We start from the raw sequence: 16,962 nt of genomic DNA, 5'->3' as shown, positions 1-16,962 counted from the left end.
GACGTCAGCGGTCAGCGGTGCGGGCTGCCGATCCCCAAGATATCCACATAGTTGTCCACAACTGTGCATGAAGGTACGACGGAACACCGGAGCCCCTGTGCTTGGGTCCCGAGGTTCCGTGAACCTGCCCGGAAAGGCCAGTTCAGCGGGCATCGGCCGCCGTGGCCGTCGGAGGTGAGGCACGCTAACAAGCGGGCGCCTCCCGGAACAAGGCGGACAGCTCAGCAGGGTGAACCGGGGATGACGGCTCGGTGGGGGCTCGGCGTGTCGGGCGCAGGTCCCTGGACCACGGCCGATACGTTGGCCAATCCCCCTCCTCACCGGGCGGGTCCCGCGCCTCGCGTGAGGAGGCGGTGTGGACCCGGCAACGGGCACCGCGTAGTCTCATGCGGTCGGTCGTTCCCTGTCACGTACCCTGGGCTACTGTCGCCGTGCCCTGCGCCTCGCGCCGGGACCGGGGACGCCAGGACGCCGAGGGTCGGGATGGAACGTGCGCCGGGTGGCCAGCCACGCATAGCACGCGGAGATCACCGACCCAAGCTGTAGTGACTACCGGGAGACCTGACCGTGAGCAAGCGGACGTACCAGCCGAACAACCGTCGCCGGGCCAAGACCCACGGCTTCCGGCTGCGCATGCGCACCCGTGCCGGCCGTGCCATCCTCGCCGCCCGTCGCCGCAAGGGCCGCGACACGCTGTCGGCCTGACGGTAGGCCGTGCTACCGCCAGCCGCCCGGCTGACCAAGAGCCAGGACTTCGACCTGGTCGTCCGCCGGGGGCGGCGGGCGGGGCGACGTCGCGTCGTGCTGCACGCACTGTGCGTGCCCGAGCTCGGCGTTGGAGCACGGGACACCGACAACGCGGGGTCGACGACCCCGACTTCCCATCCCACCCGCGTCGAGCCCCCTCGCCGCTCGCAGCGTTCGAGCAGCGTCCCCGGCTCGGCCTCGACACGGGTGGGTTTTGTCGTGAGCAAGGCTGTCGGCAACGCGGTGGTCCGCCACCAGGTCGCGCGCCGTCTCCGCCACGTGGTGCGGGAACGGCTGGCCGCCATCCCGAGGGGGACCTCCCTCGTGGTGCGGGCGCTCCCCCCGTCGGCCACGGCCTCCAGTCGCGAACTCGCGGCGGACGTCGACCGGCTCCTGGCTCGGCTGGGGCTCGTCGACGACCCGAGCGCCTCCCGTCGGCGAACCGGTGGGTCCCCGACCGCCGGCCAGGAGCCACCCGCGACGCGCCACGTCGCCGAGGACGGCGGGCGCACCTCCGGTGAGGACGAGGCATGAGTGAACCAGCGGGCGCGGACCGCCGACGAGGCGGAGTCGTCAGTCGGGTCCTGCTGCTCCCGGTGCACGGTTACCGACGCTGGATCTCCCCGTACCTGCCGGCCACCTGCCGCTTCTACCCGACCTGCAGCGCCTACGCAGTGGAGGCGCTGACCGTTCACGGTGCGATCCGGGGGGCATGGCTGACCGTGCGCCGGCTGCTGCGCTGTGGACCCTGGCACCCTGGAGGCTTGGACCCCGTTCCCCCGCGCGACGCCGCGTCCCCGCGGTCCCGCGACGGCGATTCCGGGCTCCCCGACACCCGCGCCGAGGAGTAGCTTCGTGCTCAACTTCATCTACTACCCCGTGTCAGCCATCATGTGGTTCTGGCACAAGGTCTTTGGGTTCATCATCAGCCCGGACAGCGGTATCGCGTGGGCGCTCTCGGTGGTGTTCCTGGTCTTCACCCTGCGGATCATCCTGCTGAAGCCGGCCATCAGCTCCGTGCGGTCGATGCGCAAGATGCAGGAGTTCGCCCCGCAGATGCAGAAGTTGCGGGAGAAGTACGGCAACGATCGCCAGAAGCTGGCGATGGAGATGCAGAAGATCCAGTCCGAGCAGGGGGTCAACCCGCTCGGCGGCTGCCTTCCGATGCTGGTGCAGATCCCGGTGTTCATCGGGCTCTTCCACGTGCTCCGCCAGTTCACCCCGGGCAAGACCGAGGTGTACGTCTTCGGCCAGGCCGAGGTCGAGTCCTTCATCAACGCCCGCCTCTTCGGCGCCCCGCTGTCCGGCTCCATCGCCGACCCGATGTTCGGCGTCGACCCGTGGACCATCGGTTTCGTCGCGGTGCCGCTGACGATCATCGCCAGCATCGCCACCCACCTCACCGCCCGCCACTCCGTGCAGCGGCAGGCGATGAACCCGAGCGTCGGGGCCAACCAGCAGCAGGCCCAGATCATGCAGAAGCTGATGCTCTGGGTGTTCCCGCTGTTCGTGCTCTTCGGTGGCCCGTTCTTCCCGATCGCGATCCTGCTGTACTGGCTGAGCAACAACACCTGGACGCTGGGTCAGCAGTACTTCATCTACCACCGCATCGACCGCGAGGAAGCCGCGAAGAAGGCGGCCGCCGCCGCCAAGGCGGAGCAGTCCCGCAAGGACCTCTCCCCCAAGCCCGGGCAGCGTCCGGCCAAGAAGAAGGGTCCGCAGCCCGGCCAGCACGGCCCGGCCGGGACCACTCCCACCTCGGCCCCGTCCGGTGGTGCGGGGGACGCGGCGCGGAGCCGACCGGCGACCGGCGGCGCCAAGAAGAAGAACAAGAAGCGTCGATGACCGAGCGCGGTCACGCGTCTCGCATGTCGTGAACCAAGTGAGAGGAGGCACCAGTGTCGGAAGCGGTGCAGGTGACCACCGGCGGTGACGTGGACACCGAGGGTGCCGACGGCACGCCGAACGGAGCGTCCGCCACGCCCGAGGGCGGCGAGGACCTGCTCGTCCGTGAGGGCGACATCGCCGGCGACTACCTGGAGCGGCTGCTCGACCTGCTCGACTTCGACGGGGACATCGACCTTGACGTGGACGGTGGCCGCGCCGTGGTGAGCATCGACGGCGGGGATGACCTGAGCAAGTTGGTGGGTACCCGTGGGGCGACCCTGGAGGCGCTGCAGGAGTTGACGAGGCTGGCGGTGCAGCAGAGCACCGGCGCGCGGAGTCGGCTCATGTTGGACGTCGCGGGGTGGCGGGCGGACCGGCGTGCCGAGCTGTCCGACCTCGGTCGGACCACGGCCGAGCAGGTCAGCCAGACCGGCGATCCGGTGCGGTTGAACCCCATGACCCCCTTCGAGCGCAAGGTGGTGCACGACGCCGTGGCCGGTGTCGAGGGTGTCCGGAGCGAGAGCGAGGGCGAGGAGCCGAACCGGCGGGTCGTGGTGCTGCCCGCCGAGTAGGGCTGAGTTCGTGAGTGGGCCCCGGGAACGACGTTCCCGGGGCCCACTTCCGTTCGGGGCCCTCGGTGGGACCGCTGTCCGACGGCAGCCGGGAGGTGGCGGGCCGGCCTCGCCGCTTGGTGCCGTGGGAGTCCGCGCGCCGGATCGGTGTGAACGGGTGCCGTGGGTGTGGTTCGCCAGCGCGCCGGCCGGTCCTCGCCGTGCCACGCGGGCGGTGACGGGGTTGACGGGCGGCACGGGGTCCGCGACGAGCGATGGGGTGGTCAGCCGGGCGGCCTCGTTCCCGGCTCCACCGGAGCACTCCCCCGAGGGGTCTCCTCCGCCTCGGACGGTGCGTGCCCTCGGTTCGGGGCCTGCTCGGGAGCCGCCGGCGCGGTTCCTGGTGGCATCGTTCCCGCCGGGGCGGTGCTGTCCTCCGGTCACGCGTCGCGGGTTCGGCCTCGCCGGCACGGGAGGTGCCGCGCGGGGTGCGGAGCGCTGGGTGGGGTGAGATCGGGAACACCGTCCCCACTGGCGCTCCGGTTGGCGGGTGCCGGCCGTGCGGCTTGGTGTCCGGGCGCTCCCGGCGGGCCGTGGTGCGGGACGGACCGGTCACCACGCTGGCGGTGACTGGCTCGACGGGGGTGCGCACCGCCGCCGGAGCGCGTGGAGTGCGGCCGTCGGGGTGCTCACCGTGATCGCCGCCCAGTCACGAGCGACGGCGTCCGCGCCGGGTGCGACCGGCGCCTCGGACGGTCGCGGCCGGGAGACAGGGGCGGCGGGAACGTCGGAGGCTCGGGAGGTGGCGGCCGGCCTCCGCACCAGCCGGGCGGGCGTCTCGGTGAGTCGTCGGGCACGGTGTCGGCGGTCGAGCTGGCCCGGTCGGCACGCGAACCGGCGCGGCGGCGGTCGTCCTGGACCCGAGGCGCGACATCGGCGTTGTCGGTGGCGCGTGTTCACGACGGGCGCGAGCGATGGTTCGCGGACCTCGGTGTGCGTTGGGTGGCGGTGCCGCGTCAGCCCCAGGGACCCGTCCGCCGGTCGTGGGAGCCACCGCCCGTTCCCGCTGCCCCACCGCCCCGGTCATGATCCCGTCCCGCGGCGTCCCCGTCGCGCGTGGCCCGCCGTCCGCCAGCGCCGCGCGACCCGTCGCGACGTGCCAGCGCCGGGGCCAGGGTGCGGGCGGTGCGGAACACGCCCGGCATGTCCAGGACGAGGGCGACCGACCCTGCCTCGCGCGGAGCGGGAGCCGTCCCGCCGGGGGAACTCGGACGGTGTGGATGCCGGCGGCCCTCCACCTGGTGGGGCGACGGTGATCCGGACTGGTCCTGCGTCGAGCGTTGCTCCGCGGTAGGCCGCCGCGGGCCGTGGCCGGCACGGAGTGGGGTGGAGAGCCGTGGAGCGCGACCATGTCGGACGGCGGACGTCCGCTCCGAACGAGCGGTCGATGTTTCACGTGGAACACGACGACGCGCCCGCCTCCCCGGCGGGCCGGTCACGCCCTCCGTGTCGTCGTCGATGCCGCGTGCTGGCGCGGAGGCGGTCGGTGGGAGGACACGCGTCTGGGCCACGGCTCGCGACCCGTCGTCGGGAGCCGTCCCGCGACCCCCGGCGGCAAGGCGTCGGCTGGTCGGGGTCGTGCGGCCGGTGGCGCGGGTCTCGCCGGCCTGACGAGGGGCCCAGCAGCCGTTGCCCGCTCCTGGTGGACGCCGACGGTTGGCAGGCTGTCTCCCTCCGGTGGCTCGCCGCCCCGCCGTGACCGGGAGGCGTCGAGTCACCGCCGAGGTCGGTCCGGCCGGCCTCCAGGGCAAGGTGGGGTCGCCCGGCGGGGGCCTCGACCGGGAGGGGTCAGCCGCGTGGGTTGTCGGCCAGGCTGCTGGGTGGACGACGAACTCGTCGCCGACCATCGGCGGTCCGCCCGGCGTGGGGACGGACGGGCGGGCACGCCTTCCGGATGGTGGCGATGCGGGGGCGGTCTCCCCTCGTCTGCCCGGTAGTCCCGGCTCGGCTGTGCGTCGGGGAGAGCGGGCGGTGGCCGAGCGCGGTGGCGGCCGCCCTCCTGGCCTGCCGTGGGGCGACGTTTCACGTGAAACATCGGTGGATGTGGAGGGTTCGGTGGTCCTCGGCTCTCGCGGCGACCAGAGGGGGAGTTCGGTGCCCGGACGCACGGGCCGAGGTGGATCCACGCCGCCATCCGGATGTCACCTCGCGCGGTCGTCGTCGGTCGTGCCGGGCAGGTGCCCCTGGGGCAGCGGGCGGGCGCGGGGGGAGGAACTCCGGCGAGGAGCGCCCGTCGTCCCGCCCCCGGCCGGCACGCCGTCCGAGTGGAGTGGTCCGGCGAGTGACGCGGCAGGTCGAGGTCGAGGTTGCGGGGTCCGGGCGCTGTCGCCGCGCGACGCCGGATCGGGACAGGTCCAGGCGGGGCGGACCGGGGCGGGGCGGGGCGGGCGGACGGAACGGTGGAAGCGGGTGGGCGCCCGGCCGCGTCGCCGAGTGGGCGGTGGGTTCGGGTCGTGCGGGAGGTCGGCTCTCGGCACGGGCAGCGGATGCGGTGCCGGCCGGCTTCCAGGGGCCGAGTGGACTGGGGAGGCGGTCATCGTCGGCTGTGCTTCCTTCCGGCGGGGGCTGAGCCCGTCGTCCTGGCCTAGCCCTCGCCGTGGTGCCCCGGGACCGGCGGTGCTCCGGGCGCCCGCCGATCGGTGGATCGGACCCGCCGGGGCGATCGACCGGACGGACCCGGGAGAACGCGGGACGGGCGGCCGCTGTCGACGGTGGCGAGTGTGGTTCCGGGCGTGGAGGAGGGAGGCATCCGGAGGGGATGGCTGGGAGCCCGGTCCTCGTCGCGCACCGCTCCCCGCAGCCGGGAGCGTGCCCACCGGTGCTCGTCCCGTCCTTCCTTCGAGGTGTGGGTCAGGTATGTGACCCGTTGGTCGTTCCCGGGAGATCGAGTTGCCGGTAGCGTGCTGACCATGCCGCCTTCGGGTCTTCCGATCGCCGAGTTCGCCTTTCCCGGACCGCTGCGCGATCGGCTGGTCGTCGCGGTGCTCTCGGGCACCAAGACGGCCACGTCCGCGCTGCTCGTGGAGTACGGGAGCGAGGGTGTGCCGCTTCCCGAGGTGGGTGCCCGGTCCGTCGTGGTCGACTCGGCCGAACGCCCCGTCGCGGTCATCGAGACCACCGACGTCCGGGTGTCCCGATTGGACGAGGTCGATCTCGCCCACGCCCGCGCCGAGGGCGAGGGTTATGACTCGGTGGTGGCCTGGCGTGCCGGGCACGAGGAGTTCTGGTGCGGAGCGGACTTCCGCGCCGCCATCGGGGACCCGAGCTTCACGCCCTCCGACGGGACGCCCGTCGTCCTCGAGTGCTTCCGGGTCGTTGAGGTGTCCTCCGTCGCGGTCGTGACGTCACGGTGACGAAACCGGGGACGACGGTTGGCCCGGGAGGTGCGAGGTGTGCCGCCGAACGGTGGTGCGGACGAGGTCGGGAGACGTCGATGGGAGGTGGCGGGGCGGGCGTTCCCACCGCCACTCGTGGTTCCCGGTGGCGCGGTGGTGGCGAGGCCACCTCCGATGAGGACGTCCTGATCGGTACCCGGCCGGGGCCATGTTTCACGTGAAACATGGCGGACGGCGCCGTAGATTGAGCAAGCAGTCGATGTTTCACGTGAAACCGGAAAGTGTGTGATGACAGAACGGCAGCCACCCCCGGCGGGCGAAGTCGGACGTGGCGCGGATGACGTGGTGTTGCCCCCCGCTTCGGAGGAGGAGCCGCCCGCCGCCGCTGACCTCTTCGGCGACCACCTCCCCCGCGCCCGCCGGTTGGTCGACCTCCTCGTCGAACACGGAGAACGACGTGGCCTGGTCGGCCCGAGGGAGTTGGGACGGCTCTGGAGCCGTCACGTGCTGAACTCGGCCGCCGTCCAGGAGCTCGTGCCCGTGGGGAGTCGCCTGATCGACGTCGGTTCCGGTGCTGGGCTCCCCGGCCTCCCACTCGCGATCGCTCGCCCCGACATCAGGATGACGCTGCTCGAGCCGATGGCTCGACGGGTGGCCTGGCTGGAGGAGGCGGTGGAGGTCCTGGGGTTGGACGTCGCGGTGGTGCGAGGACGAGCGGAGGAACGCCAGGTGCGCTCCGAGCTCGGAGGAGCCGATGTGGTCACCGCCCGTGCGGTCGCTCCGCTCGCCAAACTCGGCACCTGGTGCCTGCCGCTGTTGCGCCCCGGTGGGCAGCTGCTCGCTCTCAAGGGCGCGTCGGCGGAGGAGGAGGTCGAACGCGACGCCGCCGCACTGTCCAGGGCTGGGGGCTCCCGGGCCCACGTGGTGCGGTGCGGAGCGGAGTCGCTGGCGGAACCGACGACCGTCGTGGTCGTGGAACGCGGGCAGGCCGCGCCTCCGTCGCGGCGTGCTCCGGCACGCGGTCGCCGGACCGGCAGGTGACGCGCGCGGATCGGGAACAAGCGATGTTTCACGTGAAACCGTGGAGGTGGGCAGGTCTGTGAGTTACGAGAAAGGGCAGTTGGACGTGGAGTGGACGCCGATCGAGCAGGAGGCCGCGCGGGCCACGAAGGTGCTGCACCCCACCGAGACGCTGCCGGTTCCGGCGCAGCGTCGGGTCGTCGCGGTGGCCAACCAGAAGGGCGGGGTGGGCAAGACCACCAGTACCGTGAACATCGCTGCGGCGCTCGCGCTGCGGGGTCTGAAGGTCCTGGTGATCGATCTCGACCCCCAGGGGAACGCGAGCACCGCGTTGGGAGTGGACCACCACTCGAACACCCCCTCGGTCTACGAGGTGCTGCTCGGTGAGATCAGCATCGCCGACGCCGCCGCCGTCAGCACCCAGTCGGACAACCTGGTGTGCATCCCCGCGACCATCGACCTGGCCGGCTCCGAGATCGAACTGGTGTCGATGGCGGCCAGGGAGACGCGGCTCAAGGAGGCGTTGTCCACCGAGGCGCTCGACCACCTCCAGGCCGACTACGTCTTCATCGACTGCCCACCGTCGCTGGGGCTGCTCACGGTGAACGCGCTCGTCGCGGCGCAGGAGGTGCTGATCCCGATCCAGTGCGAGTACTACGCGCTGGAAGGGCTTGGGCAGCTCCTGAACAACATCGAGCTGGTGAAGGCGCACCTGAACCCGTCGCTTCGCGTCTCCACGATCCTGCTCACGATGTACGACGGTCGCACCAAGCTCGCCGATCAGGTGACGAGCGAGGTCCGTGGCCACTTCGGTGACCTGGTGTTGCGTACCGTCATCCCGCGAAGCGTGAAGGTGTCGGAGGCACCTGGCTACGGGCAGACGGTGCTGGCCTACGACCCGGGTTCACGGGGAGCGATGAGTTACCTGGACGCCGCGCGGGAGATGGCGGTCCGGGGTGCGAACGGGGAGACAGGATGAAGGACCGGAAGGGCGGGCTCGGACGGGGCCTCGCCGCGTTGATCCCGAGTGGCCCGGCGGTGGTGGAGCAGACCGCGTCGGTCGCGGCGCCGGCCGCGCCCCGAGCCGGGGCGGTCGGAACGGTGCCCGCCGCACCACCCCGGTGGTCCGCCGGCGAGGATCCGGGCGGGGCGGAGCCCGAGGTGGCCGGGGCGATCTACCGTGAGGTCCCCATCGGCGACATCCGGCCGAACCCGAAGCAGCCGAGGCAGGTCTTCGACGAGGAGGCGTTGTCCGAGCTGGAGCACTCGATCCGCGAGTTCGGGCTGATGCAGCCCATCGTGTTGCGTGAGCTGGGCCGCGGCGAGTACGAGCTCGTGATGGGTGAGCGTCGCTGGCGGGCCTCGCAGCGCGCCGGGCTGGAGACCATCCCGGCGATCGTGCGGCGGACGGCGGATGACGCCATGCTGCGGGACGCGCTGCTGGAGAACATCCACCGGGTGCAGCTCAACCCGCTGGAGGAGGCGGCCGCGTACCAGCAGCTGCTGGAGGAGTTCGGCGTCACGCACGAGGAGCTGGCCTCCCGGCTCGGGCGCAGTCGGCCGGTGATCACCAACACGATCCGGCTGCTCCGGCTGCCGCTTCCGGTGCAGCGCCGGGTGGCGGCGAACGTGCTGTCCGCCGGGCACGCGCGGGCGCTCCTCTCGCTGGAGGACCCGGGAGGTCAGGAGGAGCTCGCGAGTCGGATCGTCGCCGAGGGGTTGTCCGTTCGGGCGACGGAGGAGGCGGCGACGCTCGCGCGTCGTGCCACTCCCCCGAAGCCGAAGCCAGCCGCTCCACGCCCCGAACCCTCGCTCGGCCTGGAGGCCGTGGCGGACCGGTTGGCCGACGTGTTCGACACCCGCGTGAAGGTGGACATGGGACGTCGCAAGGGGCGCATCGTCGTGGAGTTCGGCTCGGTGGACGATCTGGAGCGCATCGTGCGGATGATCACGGCAAACGGGACGAATGGGACCTGATCGACCTGCGAGGGGAACCATGCCACCGTGTTCCGTCACGGTGACGAAAAGGCGGAGGTCGGTGAACGGCCTCCGCCGTCCTCGTCCCACCGGTGTGCCGCCTCCCGAGGAGAGGACCGGCGACCCAGCCCGGTGGCTCGGGGGCTCGAAGGATCTCGGCCAGCCGATGCCCGGTCTCGGTGCGGCCGGACGGGAACGAACACGGCCGCCACTCCCCCAGCCGAGTGGCGGCCTCCGCTTCCGTCCCGACTCACCCGAACGGCCGTGGGTGGTGCCCGGCCGTTCGCCCGGAGGCACGCCGGTCAGGCCCCGAAGCCGGGGACGACGATCGCGGGCGAACCACGACGGCGGGGCGGCGGGGCACGGCCACCGAGGACACGGCGGCCAGGAGGCCGGGCCGGCTGGCGGAGGGCGCCGTCTCGCGACCAGGATGAGGTCAGCGTCGTTCCGGCCTCGACGGCTCCTGCGGTCGGTCGAGCTCGGGGTTCAGAGCACGCGGCCGCCTCTGGCCACGGCGCGCTCCACGAGGCCGGCGAACACCTCACCGAGCGAGCGGCCCGCCGCGTCGGCCGACATCGGGAGCAGGGAGGTCTCGGTCAGTCCTGGTGAGACGTTGACCTCGAGGAAGTGCACGTCCCCGTCCGCCGTCACCACCGCGTCGGTCCGCGAGACGTCCCGGAGCCCGAGCAGCTGGTGGGCGGCCACCGCCAGGTCCGCCACCTTCCGCGCCTGACCTGGCTCGAGTCGGGCCGGGGTGTGGAACTCGGTCAGCCCCGCCGTGTACCGGGACGCGTAGTCGTAGAAACCGCTCGCCGGTTCGATCTCCACGGCGGGCAGCGCGGTTGGTCCCTCCGGGCCCTCGATGACGCTGACGGCGACCTCGACGCCCTCGACGTAGCGTTCGATCAGCACGCTGTCGGAGTACGACAGCACCCCGACCATGGCCGCGGGCAGTTCCTCGGCCTCGGTGACCAGCCTGGCCCCGAGCGCGGATCCGCCCTGGTCGGGCTTCAGCACCAGCGGGAGGCCGAAGCGGGTGACGACCGCGTCCAGCACCGCCCGCGCACCCAGCGTGCGGAAGGTGCTGTGGGGCAACGACACCCAGTCCGGGGTGGAGTGCCCCGCCCGGAGCATCTCCGTCTTGGCCGTGGGCTTGTCCCAGGCGCGGCGGCACCAGCGGGAGTCGGTGCCCACGAAGGGCACGCCGGCCAGTTCCAGCACGGACTGGAAGGCCCCGTTCTCACCCTCCCCACCGTGGAGGGCCAACACCACCGCGTCGGGGCGGTGCCGGCGGAGACGACCGAGGAGTTCGCCGTCGGCGTCCCACTCCTCCACGGTCAACCCCACCGTCCGCAGCGCGGCGGACAGCCGACGTCCGGAACGCAGCGAGACGTCCCGCTCGTGGGACAGGCCTCCGGACAGCACGGCGACCCAGCGATCTGACACGCCAGCAACTCCTCGTCTCAGGCGGAACGTCGACTGACCGCACACCTTAGTTCGACGCCTCCGGTGTCCCCGCGCGGGCGGTACCGGCCGGGGACATGCCCGGTGCCCTCCTGGTCGTGTCCGGGGGAGGGGCGGGTACGGGTGCTGGGCCGGTACCCGCGTCAGGCGCCTGAGCGGCGCGTGTCGAGCACGGCCCGGGCCAGGTTCGGCCAGCCACCCGTCGGCCGCCTCCGGGGACCCGCCGCCGAACGGTCCCTGAGCCCGGCCTCGGGGGCGGGTGTCCGTCCGTCAGGCGGTGTCCGGGGAGGGCGCCTGGGGCCCTCCGAGCGCGGGCGGGCGGACGGTCCCGAAGGTGTTCAGCAGTTCGAGTTCGTCCTGGAGCACGCCGCCGAGCCGTCGCACCCCTTCCCGGATCCGGTCCGGGGTGGGGTAGCAGAAGGACAACCGCATCTGGCGGCTGCCGAAGCCGTTGGCGTGGAAGGCGGTGCCCGAGACGTAGGCCACCCGCTTGGTGATCGCCCTGGGCAGCATCGCCTTGGTGTCCACCCCCTCCGGGGCGGTCAGCCACACGTAGAAGCCGCCGTCCGGCCGGGTCCACTGGCAGCCGGCGGGCATGTGCTGCTCCAGGGCGCCCAGCATCGCGTCCCGCCGTTCGCGGTACACCTCCCGGTAGGACTTGATCTGGCCCTTCCAGTCGTGCGTGGAGAGGTAGCGGGACACCAGGAGCTGGTTGAAGGTGGGCGGGCAGAGCGTGGCCGACTCGGAGGCGAGCACCAGCTTCTCGCGGACGGCGTGGGGGGCGAGCGCCCAGCCGACGCGCAGGCCGGAGGCGAAGATCTTGGAGAACGATCCGAGGTAGATGACGTTGTCGGGGTCGTCGGCGCGCAGCGCCGGGTAGATCTGGTTGTCGAAGCCCAACAGGCCGTAGGGGTTGTCCTCGATGACGAGCACACCGTGGCGGGCGCAGATCTCCAACACCTCGGCGCGTCGTCGCACCGCGAGGGTCACGCCGGCCGGGTTGTGGAAGTTGGGGATCGTGTACAGGAACTTGACCCGCTTGCCAGCCCGCTCCGCCGCCTCCAACGCCTGGCGCAGGTCATCCGGGACCAGCCCCTCGTCGTCCATCGAGACGTGGACCACCTCGGCCTGGTAGGCGGCGAAGCTGCCCAACGCTCCGACGTAGGAGGGGGCCTCCGCGATGATCACGTCACCGGGGTCGCAGAAGATCCGGGCGACGGTGTCCAACGCCATCTGGGAGCCGACCGTCACGACCACGTCGTCGGGGTGCGCCGAGATGCCCTCCAGCGCCATCACCTCGACGATCTGTTCCCGGAGCTCCGGAACGCCGTGGGCGGAACCGTACTGGAGGGCGGTCTGCCCCTCGGTCGCGACCAGCCGCGCCACCTCGGCCGCCAGCGACTCCAACGGGAGCGCCGCCAGGTTCGGCATCCCGCCGGCCAACGACACCACCTCGGGCCGGCTCGCGACGGAGAACAGCGCGCGGATCTCGGATGCGGTCATGCCGGCGGTCCGCTCCGCGTAGCGGTCCAGGTGCGGGTCGAGGCTGCGCTGCCCGCGCGGCCCCTGCGGCTGGCCCCCGCGTAGCACGGGTGGCAGTTCCGGGCTCTCCATGCCGCCTCCGATGGTCGGCCTCAGTGCTGAGGTTCGGGTTGTCACCCGAGCTGCGCGCCCCACCGGTCGGCTCGGCCGGGCGCGGGGGACCCGCATGAGGGGTCCCCTCCTGATTAGCGGTACGGCAGCGGTGTCCGTTACCTGGCCCGAGTGTAACGACCCGCCGCCGAACGGCAGTGCGATCACGCCGCCGACAGGCCCAGGGGCCGCCGGCGGCCGGGCACCGGCGGCCACCTATCCTCGGTGGAGGGCCAGCGCACCTCCGTGGTCCGGTCGACCGCCCGGTGGGTCACCGCCGGCCGCCGGTCGAGGTGCCACCGCGGGAGCGCCGCGGCAGGCGGGGCGTGTCGTGCGGGGAGGTCACATGTCTCGAAGTGTGGTTGGTATCACGCTGGACAATCTGCACGAGCTCCCGGCGAAGTGCCGGCGGTGCGTGTTCTGGGAGCTGGCGCCCCACCTGCGTGAGGAGGCGGAGGAACTCGGCCAGACCGAGTTCGAGAAGGAGGCCTGGGTCTCCAGCGTGTTGTTGGAGTGGGGCTCCTGCGGGCGCATCGCGCACGTCGAGGGCGTCCCGGCCGGCTTCGTCCTCTACGCCCCGCCCTCGGCGGTGCCCAGGACGGCCATGTTCCCCAGCGGCCCGGTCAGCCCGGACGCGGTACTGCTCACCACGGTGAAGGTGCTCCCCGAGTTCGCGGGCAACGGTGTCGGGCGCATGTTGGCCCAGGCCGTGGTCCGGGACCTCACGCGACGTGGCGTGAAGGCCGTGGAGGCCTTCGGCAACGGCCTGCCCGACAACCAGGCCGGCTGCGTCGTGCCGGCCGACTTCCTGCGTTCGGTCGGCTTCAAGACGGTCCGCCCACATCCCCGCTGGCCGAGGTTGCGGCTGGAGCTGAGGTCCGCGTTCTCCTGGCAGGCCGACGTCGAGGCCGCCCTGGAACGGCTGCTGGACTCCGTCACGGTCACCACGGCGGGCGTGGGCCCCGCCGGCGTCGAGGCAGCCCCCACCGGCCGCTGAGCGGCGGAGGGGCGACCACGTCCGCGCCGGTCGGACCCTGACGTCGACGACCTGGTCCCGTGGACGGCTCGCTGCTCCGCCCTGGCGGCGACGCGAACGGGGAACGTCCTCGTGCCGCGTGTGGGTCCGGCCCCGACGCCCGGGCACGGTCGCCCAGGCCCGAGGAACGGGCAAACGGGGAGGACCGGCCCGGCGGGATCGCGCGGACCGGTCCTCGTCGTCCCTCCCGCCACCGCGGCGGCGGGACACGTTCAGTCGATCTTGGCGAGTTCGTGGCGGAGCAGGTCGTCGAAGGTGAAGGTGCCCGTGGGCTGGTCGTTCTTGCCCAACAGGTAGTGGCGCTTCACCGCGACCAGGATGCGTTCGGCGACGATGTCGCGGAAGTTGGGGTCGAGGAGCCGCGCCCTGTCCTCGGGGTTGGTGAGGTAGCCCACCTCGACGCGAACGGCGGGCATCCGGGTCAGGCGGAGGACCTCCCAGGTCTTCCGGTGCGCCCCGCAGTCGACCATCCCCGTCTTCGCGGACACCTCCCGCTGGATGTAGCCGGCCAGGGCCTCCCCGACCGTGGAGGTGGTGCCGTTACCGGTCCCGGTGCCGAAGTGGAAGGAGGCGATGCCCTGGGCGCGGGGTGAGGAGTTCGCGTCGACGTGCAGCGAGAGGAAGAGTTCGGCCCCGGCGTCGTTGGCGAAGGCCGCGCGGTCGGACTCCTGCGGGCAGGAGTCGGGGCCCCGGGTGAGCAGTGCCTCCATGCCGGTGGCGACCATACGCCCCTCGAGCCGGCGGGCCAGATCCCACACCAGGTCCGCCTCGGAGGCGCCGTCGACGCAGATGCCCCGGTCCGGCCCGCCGTGACCGGGGTCGAGGACGATGCGCTTCCCCCGCAGCAGCGGACCGGCGGTGCGCACCCGCTCCTGCTCCCGGAGGAAGACGGGCCGGCCACCCCGGACCTTGGGGGTGAGCTGCCGGAGCGCGCGCAGGGTCTCCGGGCCGCACACGCCGTCGGCGACCAGGCCGTAGTCCCGCTGGAAGCCGCGCAGGGCCTGCTCGGTCTGCCCGCCGAAGATCCCGTTCGCCCTTCCGGCGTCGTAGCCGAGTTCCAACAGCCGCTCCTGGAGCGCCACCACGTCGTCGCCGGTCGTGGGCTGCGTCACCAGGTAGGCCAGCGGCCGGTCCCCCAGCCGCCAGCGGGCGTCCCGGAGCGCGCGGTAGGTCGCCGGTCCGACGATACCGTCGGTGATCAGCCCTCGTTGCTGCTGGAACACTCGGACGGCATGTTCCACGACCGCGTCGTAGACGTGCTCCTCCCGCCGCCCGTCGGCGTGCTGGCCGCTGCCGGCAGGGGCGCCATCGCCCTCGGGTAGTAGCCCCTGGGCTGCGAGATTGGCCTTGATCTCGGCGACGGCCGGACCGAAGTCACCGCGGTGGAGCAGTTGCATGTACTCCTCGCTCGACTAGAGGCGCCGAAGTCGTTCGGCGCGGAGGCGGACAACTTATTGTGCCCTGTCGGCCACGGGTCGACATATCGGGCCGTCACCCTTCCGGGTGCCCCTGCTCGCGGTGTTGATCTTCCGGGGCGGTGCTGTGCGGTGCTGCTGTTCGACCGGGGAGGGGTTGGCCCGACGTGGGCTGTTGTGCTGGCGTGCCGGATCGCGATCCGGTGGCGTCACGTCGGGGACGGACCCGGAGTCGACCGGGGTCGCGTGCCGAAGCGCGTTCACGTCCGCGCGGGGCGGGCCCTGGTCGGACGCGTGTCGCAGGCTACCCGAACACGGAGGGGGATCGGCGCCAGGCACCGACCCCCCTTCTCGAACGCGTTGGACGAGACGGTCAGGACAGGTAGTCCGACAGCTCCTTGACCAGGGCGGCCTTCGGCTTGGCCCCGATGATCTCCTTGACCTTCTCGCCGTTCTTGAACAGCATCAGGGTCGGCAGGGACATGACCTTGTAGTCGCGGCCCGTCTGGGGGTTCGAGTCGAAGTCGATCTTCGCGATCGTGATCTTCTCCGAGTACTCCGCCGCGATCTCCTCCAGCACCGGGGCGACCATCTTGCACGGCCCGCACCAGGAGGCCCAGAAGTCGACGAGAACGGGCTTCTCGCTGGTCAGGACCGTGTCGGCGAACGTCTTGTCGGTGACCTCGATGGTGTTGCCGGCCATAGTCGTCTCTCCTTGTCGCTACGTGTCCACCGGTGGAGTCCGTCCCCACCGGCCTCGAAGTTCCTGGGGCCGGTGGGTCAGCTGACGGGGACCGCGTCCTCACCGGGGCCGTACCCGCCTCCGACGTGCTCGGCGGTGGGCTCGTAGGCCGCCAACCAGCGTTCCGCGTCGATCGCGGCGGAACACCCCGACCCGGCGGCGGTGATGGCCTGCCGGTAGGTGTTGTCGACGAGGTCACCGGCGGCGAAGACGCCGTCGAGCCCGGTGCGGGTGCTCGGGTGCTCCACCCCCACGTAGCCCTCGTCGTCCAGGTCGACCTGTCCCCGGACCAGCTCGCTGCGGGGGTCGTGACCGATCGCCACGAACATCGCGGTCACGTCGAGCGTCGAGTCCTCGCCCGTCCTGGTGTCGGTGACGCGGAGCCCGCTGACCGTGTCCTCCCCCAGCACCTCGCTCACCACGGCGTTGGTCAGGAACCGGATCTTCTCGTTCTCCTCGGCGCGGCGGAGCATGATGCGCGAGGCGCGGAACTCCTCGCGGCGGTGGATGATCGTGACGCTGCGGGCGAACCGGGTGAGGAAGGTCGCCTCCTCCATGGCCGAGTCCCCGCCGCCGACGACGGCGATGTCCTGGTCGCGGAAGAAGAACCCGTCGCACGTGGCGCAGGAGGACACGCCACGTCCCAACAGCCGCTCCTCGCCAGGGACGTCCAGGTAGCGGGGTGCCGCGCCCATCGCCAGGATCACCGCGCGTGACCGGTAGGTGGTCCCGTTGACCTCGACCGTCTTCACCGGCCCCGAGAGGTCGATGGCCTCCACGTCCTCGGCGCGCAGCTCCGCCCCGAAACGGGTGGCCTGTTGGCGCATCTCCTCCATCAGGTCCGGGCCCATGATCCCCTCGCGGAAGCCCGGGTAGTTCTCCACCTCGGTGGTCGTCATGAGGGCACCACCGAACTGGGTGCCTTCGAAGACCAGTGGGTTCAGTTGGGCGCGGGCGGCGTACACGGCCGCGGTGTACCCGGCGGGGCCGGAACCGACGATGATGAGGTTGCGGACTTCGGACAAGTTGACGCCTCCACCGACTCGCTTGCGGGATCACGCTGTGCTGTCGGCCGACCTGGCATCGCCATACCGAC

At 72.0% G+C, this 16,962-nt stretch carries 15 protein-coding genes; 10 read left to right on the top strand and 5 right to left on the bottom strand.

What is annotated here, in order from left to right; translation table 11 throughout:
• Positions 1-567 precede the first annotated feature (567 nt).
• The 9 genes from rpmH to ACOJVX_RS25690 all read left to right on the top strand — a co-directional run bounded on the left by rpmH (position 568) and on the right by ACOJVX_RS25690 (position 9,577).
• Positions 568-705 carry a 50S ribosomal protein L34 gene (rpmH, locus tag ACOJVX_RS25730; RefSeq protein WP_016699000.1) on the top strand — a complete coding sequence of 46 codons (138 nt, stop codon included), beginning with the start codon at positions 568-570 and terminating at the stop codon, positions 703-705.
• Positions 706-714: 9 nt separating this feature from the next.
• Positions 715-1,281 carry a ribonuclease P protein component gene (rnpA, locus tag ACOJVX_RS25725; RefSeq protein ID WP_081715269.1) on the top strand — a complete coding sequence of 189 codons (567 nt, stop codon included), beginning with the start codon at positions 715-717 and terminating at the stop codon, positions 1,279-1,281.
• Complete coding sequence (gene yidD, locus ACOJVX_RS25720; RefSeq protein WP_026417854.1) at positions 1,278-1,598, top strand: membrane protein insertion efficiency factor YidD; 321 nt, start codon at positions 1,278-1,280, stop codon at positions 1,596-1,598. Before rnpA ends, yidD begins: the two co-directional genes overlap by 4 nt.
• Positions 1,599-1,602: 4 nt before the next feature.
• Positions 1,603-2,592 (top strand): membrane protein insertase YidC, encoded by a 990-nt coding sequence (gene yidC, locus ACOJVX_RS25715; RefSeq protein ID WP_422647142.1) that lies wholly within the window; start codon positions 1,603-1,605, stop codon positions 2,590-2,592.
• Between the two features lie 53 nt (positions 2,593-2,645).
• Entirely contained in the window at positions 2,646-3,206 is a 561-nt protein-coding gene (locus ACOJVX_RS25710; RefSeq protein ID WP_026417856.1) for a protein jag, read from the top strand.
• 2,948 nt (positions 3,207-6,154) lie between these two features.
• Positions 6,155-6,598, top strand: a complete 444-nt coding sequence (locus ACOJVX_RS25705) for an ASCH domain-containing protein (RefSeq protein ID WP_103057020.1) — start codon at positions 6,155-6,157, stop codon at positions 6,596-6,598.
• Between the two features lie 270 nt (positions 6,599-6,868).
• Positions 6,869-7,621 carry a 16S rRNA (guanine(527)-N(7))-methyltransferase RsmG gene (gene rsmG, locus ACOJVX_RS25700; RefSeq protein ID WP_337662226.1) on the top strand — a complete coding sequence of 251 codons (753 nt, stop codon included), beginning with the start codon at positions 6,869-6,871 and terminating at the stop codon, positions 7,619-7,621.
• A gap of 58 nt (positions 7,622-7,679) precedes the next feature.
• A complete protein-coding gene (locus ACOJVX_RS25695) occupies positions 7,680-8,579 on the top strand; it encodes a ParA family protein (RefSeq protein WP_026417859.1) in 900 nt (299 codons plus the stop codon).
• Positions 8,576-9,577, top strand: a complete 1,002-nt coding sequence (locus tag ACOJVX_RS25690) for a ParB/RepB/Spo0J family partition protein (protein ID WP_026417860.1) — start codon at positions 8,576-8,578, stop codon at positions 9,575-9,577. Before ACOJVX_RS25695 ends, ACOJVX_RS25690 begins: the two co-directional genes overlap by 4 nt.
• A 486-nt stretch (positions 9,578-10,063) precedes the next feature.
• Here ACOJVX_RS25690 and ACOJVX_RS25685 read toward each other — a convergent pair whose 3' ends face one another.
• Entirely contained in the window at positions 10,064-11,023 is a 960-nt protein-coding gene (locus ACOJVX_RS25685; RefSeq protein ID WP_026417861.1) for a D-alanine--D-alanine ligase family protein, read from the bottom strand.
• 288 nt (positions 11,024-11,311) lie between these two features.
• Positions 11,312-12,655, bottom strand: coding sequence for a PLP-dependent aminotransferase family protein (locus tag ACOJVX_RS25680; RefSeq protein WP_035291481.1), 1,344 nt, complete (start codon positions 12,653-12,655; stop codon positions 11,312-11,314).
• 364 nt (positions 12,656-13,019) lie between these two features.
• Between ACOJVX_RS25680 and ACOJVX_RS25675 the strand changes: the two genes are divergently transcribed.
• On the top strand, positions 13,020-13,670 hold the full coding sequence (locus ACOJVX_RS25675) for a GNAT family N-acetyltransferase (protein ID WP_026417863.1): 651 nt from the start codon (positions 13,020-13,022) through the stop codon (positions 13,668-13,670).
• Positions 13,671-13,921: 251 nt separating this feature from the next.
• On the opposite strand, the gene ACOJVX_RS25670 is transcribed toward ACOJVX_RS25675, so the two are convergent.
• From ACOJVX_RS25670 to trxB, 3 genes are all read right to left on the bottom strand, one after another.
• Positions 13,922-15,106: an N-acetylmuramoyl-L-alanine amidase gene (locus ACOJVX_RS25670; RefSeq protein WP_026417864.1), complete on the bottom strand. Its 1,185-nt coding sequence runs from the start codon at positions 15,104-15,106 to the stop codon at positions 13,922-13,924.
• A gap of 391 nt (positions 15,107-15,497) precedes the next feature.
• A complete protein-coding gene (trxA, locus tag ACOJVX_RS25665; protein WP_016699014.1) occupies positions 15,498-15,827 on the bottom strand; it encodes a thioredoxin in 330 nt (109 codons plus the stop codon).
• 77 nt (positions 15,828-15,904) lie between these two features.
• On the bottom strand, positions 15,905-16,891 hold the full coding sequence (gene trxB, locus ACOJVX_RS25660) for a thioredoxin-disulfide reductase (protein ID WP_026417865.1): 987 nt from the start codon (positions 16,889-16,891) through the stop codon (positions 15,905-15,907).
• Positions 16,892-16,962 lie beyond the last annotated feature (71 nt).

This window comes from Actinoalloteichus caeruleus, assembly GCF_049311605.1.
Lineage (GTDB): Bacteria > Actinomycetota > Actinomycetes > Mycobacteriales > Pseudonocardiaceae > Actinoalloteichus_B > Actinoalloteichus_B caeruleus.
This window is presented reverse-complemented; position numbering and strand designations above follow the sequence as displayed.

Coding starts and splice junctions, on each gene's coding strand:
- ACOJVX_RS25680 (WP_035291481.1), bottom strand. CDS start 12,655: ATGGAGAGCCCGGAACTGCCACCCGTGCTACGCGGGGGCCAGCCGCAG.
- yidD (WP_026417854.1), top strand. CDS start 1,278: ATGAGTGAACCAGCGGGCGCGGACCGCCGACGAGGCGGAGTCGTCAGT.
- rsmG (WP_337662226.1), top strand. CDS start 6,869: ATGACAGAACGGCAGCCACCCCCGGCGGGCGAAGTCGGACGTGGCGCG.
- ACOJVX_RS25690 (WP_026417860.1), top strand. CDS start 8,576: ATGAAGGACCGGAAGGGCGGGCTCGGACGGGGCCTCGCCGCGTTGATC.
- ACOJVX_RS25675 (WP_026417863.1), top strand. CDS start 13,020: ATGTCTCGAAGTGTGGTTGGTATCACGCTGGACAATCTGCACGAGCTC.
- trxA (WP_016699014.1), bottom strand. CDS start 15,827: ATGGCCGGCAACACCATCGAGGTCACCGACAAGACGTTCGCCGACACG.
- ACOJVX_RS25705 (WP_103057020.1), top strand. CDS start 6,155: ATGCCGCCTTCGGGTCTTCCGATCGCCGAGTTCGCCTTTCCCGGACCG.
- ACOJVX_RS25670 (WP_026417864.1), bottom strand. CDS start 15,106: ATGCAACTGCTCCACCGCGGTGACTTCGGTCCGGCCGTCGCCGAGATC.